Source organism: Rhodoplanes roseus, assembly GCF_003258865.1.
Classification (GTDB): Bacteria; Pseudomonadota; Alphaproteobacteria; order Rhizobiales; family Xanthobacteraceae; genus Rhodoplanes; species Rhodoplanes roseus.
In genome coordinates this window covers 1-6314 of record NZ_NPEX01000311.1, presented here as the reverse complement: position 1 = coordinate 6314, position 6314 = coordinate 1, and the positions used below count along the sequence as shown (strand labels likewise).

The 6314-nt window shown below is 69.2% G+C and carries 7 protein-coding genes; 5 read left to right on the top strand and 2 right to left on the bottom strand.

The features are described from left to right. Window positions 1-125: 125 nt before the first annotated feature. Both CH341_RS26745 and CH341_RS26740 read right to left on the bottom strand, forming a co-directional pair. Window positions 126-914 carry an ABC transporter permease gene (locus tag CH341_RS26745; RefSeq protein WP_111422004.1) on the bottom strand — a complete coding sequence of 263 codons (789 nt, stop codon included), beginning with the start codon at window positions 912-914 and terminating at the stop codon, window positions 126-128. A gap of 253 nt (window positions 915-1167) precedes the next feature. Continuing rightward, the gene (locus CH341_RS26740; RefSeq protein ID WP_111422003.1) at window positions 1168-2103 is read right to left on the bottom strand and encodes an ABC transporter ATP-binding protein; all 936 of its coding nucleotides are present in this window, start codon (window positions 2101-2103) and stop codon (window positions 1168-1170) included. Window positions 2104-2250: 147 nt separating this feature from the next. On the opposite strand from CH341_RS26740, the gene CH341_RS26735 reads away from it, so the two are divergent. The 5 genes from CH341_RS26735 to CH341_RS26715 all read left to right on the top strand — a co-directional run. Beyond that, a complete protein-coding gene (locus CH341_RS26735; protein WP_111422002.1) occupies window positions 2251-3147 on the top strand; it encodes an MBL fold metallo-hydrolase in 897 nt (298 codons plus the stop codon). A 65-nt stretch (window positions 3148-3212) separates the two neighbouring features. Next, window positions 3213-3833, top strand: a complete 621-nt coding sequence (locus CH341_RS26730; protein ID WP_111422005.1) for a sigma-70 family RNA polymerase sigma factor — start codon at window positions 3213-3215, stop codon at window positions 3831-3833. A gap of 160 nt (window positions 3834-3993) precedes the next feature. Next, entirely contained in the window at window positions 3994-5061 is a 1068-nt protein-coding gene (locus CH341_RS26725) for a C4-dicarboxylate TRAP transporter substrate-binding protein (RefSeq protein WP_111422001.1), read from the top strand. 76 nt (window positions 5062-5137) lie between these two features. Beyond that, window positions 5138-5641, top strand: a complete 504-nt coding sequence (locus CH341_RS26720) for a TRAP transporter small permease subunit (RefSeq protein WP_111422000.1) — start codon at window positions 5138-5140, stop codon at window positions 5639-5641. A 69-nt stretch (window positions 5642-5710) separates the two neighbouring features. Further along, on the top strand, window positions 5711-6314 hold a 604-nt coding region (locus tag CH341_RS26715), incomplete at its 3' end, for a TRAP transporter large permease subunit (protein WP_210208627.1).

Below are 6314 nucleotides of genomic sequence, written 5' to 3'. Positions count from 1 at the left end.
CGAAATCGCCTCGACCGAAGCCCGCCGGCGACCACTCTCGGCCCTCCAGGCCTGAAGCGGATTTCTTGCCCAGTCTCACAGCGGAATGCGGGCTACGGCCGGGACCTCCGGTGAGCGCCAAAACCTCACGCCCGCACGTCGGCTGCCACCGGACGCCACACGAGCAGGCGACGCTCGACCATGCTGACCAGAATGTCGATGACGATCACGAAGGCGGCCAGCACGACCATGCCGGCGAACACGCCGGCGACGTCGAACACGCCTTCGGCCTGCTGGATCAGATAGCCGAGCCCGGCGGCCGAGCCGAGATACTCGCCGACCACGGCGCCGACCACGGCGAAGCCGACCGAGGTGTGCAGCGACGAGAACATCCAGGACAGCGCCGAGGGCCAGTAGACGTGGCGCATCAGCTGCCGCTCGCTCATCCCCAGCATGCGGGCATTGGCCAGCACCGTGGGGCTCACCTCCTTGACGCCCTGATAGACGTTGAAGAACACCACGAAGAAGACGAGCGTGATGCCGAGCGCCACCTTGGACCAGATGCCGAGCCCGAGCCAGAGGGCGAAAATCGGCGCCAGTACGACGCGCGGCAGCGCGTTGATCATCTTGACGTAAGGATCGAACACCGCGGCCACCAGCGGCTTGCGGGCGAACCAGAAGCCGACCAGCGCGCCGCCGAGCGAGCCGATCACGAAGGCCAGCACCGACTCGGTCAGGGTGATCCACAGATGCACCCAGATGGTGCCGTCCGCGAACCACTTGACGATCCGGGCCGCGACGTCCCAGGGCCGCGAGAAGAAGAACGGCGGCAGCACGATGGTGCCGAAGATCGGCACGCTGGTCAGCACCTGCCAGGCGCCGATCACGACGACGGCGACGAGAATCTGAAGCGCGAGGAGAGTCAGGCGGGACATGGCGAGCTGCTTGCTGATGCGTCTGAAAGGTCGACCTCATGGTGAGGAGCGCTCCGCAGGAGCGCGTCTCGAACCATGCGGGCACGGCAAGTCGGCTTCAGCCGGCGTGCGCACCTGTCGCTCCCGAAATCGGGCAGGCTCGATTTCGCCGGGGGCCGCCCTCGCCCTTCGAGACGCGGACCTGCGGTCCGCTCCTCAGGGTGAGGGCGGATGGGGTTCGCGCATGACGGCGTCGAATGCGTGGCGACCCGCATCATCCCAACCCTCCCGTCTGCGCGTAGCCCTTCATCACCTCGTCGCGCAGCACGGACCAGATCTCGCGGTGCAGGTCGTGGAACGCCTTGTCGAGCTTGATCTCGGCGACCTCGCGGGGGCGCGCCAGCGGAATCGTCCAGTCGCCGATGATGCGGGCGGCCGGCCCGGCCGACATGATCACGACGCGGTCGGCGAGCGCGATCGCCTCCTCGAGGTCGTGGGTGACGAACATCACGCCCTTGCGGTCGGCGCTCCACAATTCGAGCAGCAGGTTGCCCATGATCTGCCGGGTCTGCGCGTCGAGCGGCCCGAACGGCTCGTCCATCAGCAGAATCTTCGGGTGGCGGATCAGCACCTGGGCGAGGCCGACGCGCTTGCGCTGGCCGCCCGACAGCATGTGCGGATAGCGGTCGCCGAAGGTGCCGAGGCCGACCCGCGACAGCCAGCGCGCCGCCTCCTCGCGCGCCTCCTGCCGCGGCGTGCCGGCGACCTCGAGGCCGATCGCGACGTTCTCCAGCGAGGTCTTCCACGGGAACAGCGCATCGGCCTGGAACAGGTAGCCGGCGGTCCGGTTGAGGCCGGCGAGCGGCTGGCCGAAAATCTCCACCGTGCCTGCGGCCGGCGTCAGCAGGCCCGCCGCGGCGTTGAGCAGGGTCGACTTGCCGCAGCCGGTCGGCCCGACGATGGCGACGAACTCGCCGTCGGCGACCGTCAGGGTCGCGTCGCGCACCGCCGTGAAGGTCGAGCGGTCGGCGAGCCGGAACGCGATGGTGAGGTCGTCGAGATGCACGGCGCACGGCGCCGCCGGCTCCCGGGCTGCGGCCTGCTGCACCTGTCCACGCCTCCCCGTCACGGCCCGTCGTGTCCTGCGGCGGCCGGCCTGCCGGCGCAGTGTCTCGCGGCGCCAATAGCGTGCGGACGCCGAAACGTCCATACGCCGAGAGGCGGAGACGCCACGGTGAGGCGACGGAATGCAGCCGTCGAGGTCGCACGGCTTGGCGGCGGCAGCCGGTCATGGCTTACTCCCGGAACCGGGCCGCGGTCCTTGCTCCGCGGCGCACAGGGAGACCGGACGAGGCTGATGACCGGGATGCTGGTTCGCTTCTGGGGCGTGCGCGGCAGCGTCACCTGCCCGGGCCCCGCCACTGTGCGGTACGGCGGCAACACGGCCTGCGTCGAGGTGCGCTGCGGCGACCGGCTGGTGATCTTCGACGCCGGCTCCGGGCTGCGGCCGCTCGGCTCGGCGCTGCTCGGGGGCGCCGCGCCGCGGCCCGTGGAGGCCGACATCTTCCTCAGCCACTGCCATCTCGACCATGTCTGGGGGCTGCCGTTCTTCCAGCCCGCCTACGAGCCGGGCACGCGGCTGCGCCTGTGGGCCGGGCATCTCCTGCCCGAGACGACGCTGGCGGCGGCGATCCGCCAGCTCGTCGGCCATCCACTGTTTCCGGGCGGCGGCGACTTCTTCCGGGCCGACATCGGGTTTACGGACTTCCGCTGCGGCGAGACGCTGGCGCCGCATCCGGGCATGACGCTGCGCACCGGGCCGCTGACCCATCCGGGCGGCGGAACCGGCTATCGGCTCGACTTCGGCGGCGCCTCGCTCGCCTATGTCACCGACACCGAGCACCGCCCCGGGGCCCTCGATCCCGCCGTGCTGGCGCTGGCCGACGGTGCCGATCTCCTGATCTACGACTGCACCTACACGGATGCCGAGTATCCGGCCCATGCCGGGCGCGGCCACTCGACCTGGCAGCAGGGGGTGCGGATCGCCCAGGCGGCCCAAGCGAAGCGGCTGGTGATCTTCCATCACGACCCCGGCCACGACGACCCCACCCTCGACCGCATCGCCCGCGAGGCCGAGGCGGCGCGGCCCGGCACCCTGGTCGCCGCCGAGGGCCTGACCCTGCGGCTCCCCCCCGCCCCCGCCACCCGGGCCCCCGAGGTTCAGGAGGACGACGGCACGCCCTGGCTTGTGTGATCCGCTTCACATTGCCGGGCCGCGGCGGGGCCTATGGATGCGGCACACAGTTCGTGGAGGTGCCGATGTCCACCGTTCTTGCCCTGCCGCTGGTGAGCGATACGCAACGCCGCCCGCCGGCCGCCGCCAAGGCCCCGACCGACGCCGGCTTGATGGCCCGCATGGCGGAGGGCGACCGCGCCGCCCTCCAGGCCTTCTACACGCGGCATCACGTGCGGGTGTTCCGCTTCGTGCTGCGCATCCTGGGGGACCGCACCCGGGCCGAGGACGTGATCAGCGAGGTGTTCATCGACGCGTGGCGGCAGGCCGCCCAGTTCGAGGGCCGCTCCGCCGTGTCGACCTGGCTCCTGGCGATCGCCCGTCACAAGGCCTATGCGGTGCTGCGCCGCCGGCCGACCGAATCGATCGACGACGAGAAGGCCGCCCAGATCGAGGACGCCGGCGACACGCCGGACGTGACGCTGGAGAAGCAGAACCGGGCCGCGATCCTGCGCCGCTGCCTGGAGGCCCTCCCCTCCACCCATCGCGAGATCGTCGACCTCGTCTATTATCACGAGAAGTCGGTCGCCGAGGTCGCCCGCGTGTTCGACATTCCGGAGAACACCGTGAAGACGCGGCTGTTCTACGCCCGCAAGAAGCTCGCCGGGATGCTGCAGTCGGCCGGCGTAGACCGCGACTGGCTGTAGGATCCGTCCGGGCCGCGGTCTCCGCCGCGGCCGTTCTGCTCCGCTCCCGGATGCCCCGCGACGCAGACGGCTGTTGACAGCCGCAGCGGTAAAATTTCAAGCTGGGCATACAAAGCAGAACAACGCCCGCACCAATGCGGGCGACCGGGAGGATACATCCATGAAACGTGCCGTGACGGCCGCGCTCGCGGCCGGCTTCCTCGTCGCATACGCCACCCAGGCCCCGGCGCAGGAAACGATCCGGCTGCGGATCGCCTCGGGCCACCCGCCCGTGCAGACCTACGTCAACCTGATCACGACCTTCTTCGTGCCCGAGGTGACCAAGCGCGTCGCCGAGCGCACCAAGCACAAGGTGCAGTTCGTCGAAGGCTACGGCGGATCGATGGTCAAGGTCGCCGACACGCTCGAAGGCGTGCAGTCCGGCATCATCGACATCGGCGGCTACTGCTTCTGCTTCGAGCCCTCCAACCTGCCGCTGCACTCCTTCCAGGTGATGCTGCCGTTCGGCACCATGAGCCCGAGCACGAGCGTCAAGCTCGCCCGCGAGGTCTACGACCAGGTGCCGTATCTCTCGAAGGTGCTGGAGGACAAGTACAAGCAGAAGCTCCTCGGGCTGATCGCCGACAACGGCTACAATCTCGGCACGACCTTCCCTTGGAACACGGTGGCCGACATCAAGGGCCAGAAGATCGCCGGGGCCGGCCTGAACCTGAAATGGCTGGAATACGCCGGCGCCACGCCGGTGCAGTCGTCCCTGCCCGAGGCCTACACGTCGATGCAGACCGGCGTCTACAACGGGTGGATCATGTTCCCGTCCGGCTGGCTGCAGTTCAAGCTCTACGAGATCGGCAAGCACTACGCCGAGACCGGCTTCGGCGCGATCACGTGGCACGGCCTGACCATGAACACCGCATCCTTCGCGAAGCTTCCCAAGGAGGTGCAGGACATCATCGTCGAGGTCGGGCGCGAATACGAGGCCAAGACCGGCAGCGTGAACGAGGAGAACTACCCCAAGCAGCTCGACGAGCTGCGCAAGATGGGGGTCGACGTCCGCAAGGTCCCGGATTCGGTGCGCGAAGAGTGGGCGCGGTCGCTCGCCGACTGGCCGCGGCAGAAGGCCAAGGAGCTCGACGCCCAGGGCCTGCCGGCGACCCAGGTGCTGGAGCTCACCCTCGCGACCGCCGAGAAGCACGGCCACAAATGGCCGGTCCGCTACGTGGTGAAGTGAGTCCGTCCGCAGGGTGGCGGGCGTCGCGGCCCGCCGTCCTGCGACAGCCGGCCGGTCTCCGTGGGAGTTTTCGCCCGTGTTCGATCGCCTGACCACGCCCGTGGTCCACCTCCTGCTCGCCGTCGCGGCCCTGATCATCTTCATGATGGGCTTCCTGGTCGTCGCCGACGTGCTCGGCCGCGGCTTTTTCAACAGCCCGGTCAAAGGCACGCCCGAGCTGGTCTCGATGTCGATCGTGATCGTCTGCTTCCTGCTCGCGGGGCATGCCGTGCAGAGCGGCGGCATGCTCAAGGCCGACGTCCTGGTCGGCGCGTTCGGCCAGCGCGGACAGGCGTTCTCGGAGCTGGTCTCCGGGCTTCTCGGGGCGCTCTTCTTCGGTCTGATCGTCTGGGGCGGCACCGCGCCGGCGATCGCGGCCTTCTCGGCCGGTGAGTTCGAGGGCGAGGGTGCGCTGCGGGTGCCGGCCTGGCCGGCCCGCTTCATCGTCGTGATCGGCGCCGCCCTGGTCGTCGCCATCTACCTCGCCAAGGCGGTCCGGGCCGTTCGCGCGCTGATCCACGGCGAGCCTCGCGCCTCCTGACTTTTCAAGCCTCCAACGCCCGCATCTCGAAGCCTGCGAGGATCCTGCCCCGTGTTCGGCCACAGCGAAATGCTGATTGTCATCCTGCTCGTACTGGCGCTGGTGTTCGCCGGCGTGCACATCGCCGTCGCGCTCGGCATCACCGCGGCCTTCGGCATCTGGCTGATGATGGGCGACATCGACGTGGTGCGGACCTTCGTGTCCAACACCGCCTACGAGGCGCTGCGCGACTATGTCTTTGCCGTGATCCCGCTGTTCATGCTGATGGGCGACCTGCTCGCCAAATGCGGCGCGGCCCGCGACCTCTACGCACTCGGCCACCGGTTCAGCAAATGGCTGCCGGCCCAGCTCGCCGTCGCGACGATCATCAGCAACGCGCTGTTCGGCTTCGTGACCGGCGTCAGCATCGCGGCGGCGGCCGCCTTCTCGCGGATTGCCTATCCGGAGATGAAGCGCTACGGCTACCGTCGCGACTTCTCGCTCGGCTGCGTCGCCGGGAGCGCCTGCCTGGGCATGCTGATCCCGCCCTCGGTGCTGATGATCGTGTGGGCCGTGCTGACCGAGGTCTCGATCGGAAAACTGTTCCTGGCCGGCGTGATCCCGGGATTCCTGGCGGCGGGCGGCATGATCGTCTACGTGGTGATCGCGGCCAAGCTGAACCCGGCGCTCGCCG

Bases quoted from the DNA above. Each gene is read 5' to 3' on its own strand.
- CH341_RS26740 (WP_111422003.1), bottom strand. From the start codon at position 2,103: ATGGACGTTTCGGCGTCCGCACGCTATTGGCGCCGCGAGACACTGCGC.
- CH341_RS26730 (WP_111422005.1), top strand. From the start codon at position 3,213: ATGTCCACCGTTCTTGCCCTGCCGCTGGTGAGCGATACGCAACGCCGC.
- CH341_RS26745 (WP_111422004.1), bottom strand. From the start codon at position 914: ATGTCCCGCCTGACTCTCCTCGCGCTTCAGATTCTCGTCGCCGTCGTC.
- CH341_RS26735 (WP_111422002.1), top strand. From the start codon at position 2,251: ATGACCGGGATGCTGGTTCGCTTCTGGGGCGTGCGCGGCAGCGTCACC.
- CH341_RS26725 (WP_111422001.1), top strand. From the start codon at position 3,994: ATGAAACGTGCCGTGACGGCCGCGCTCGCGGCCGGCTTCCTCGTCGCA.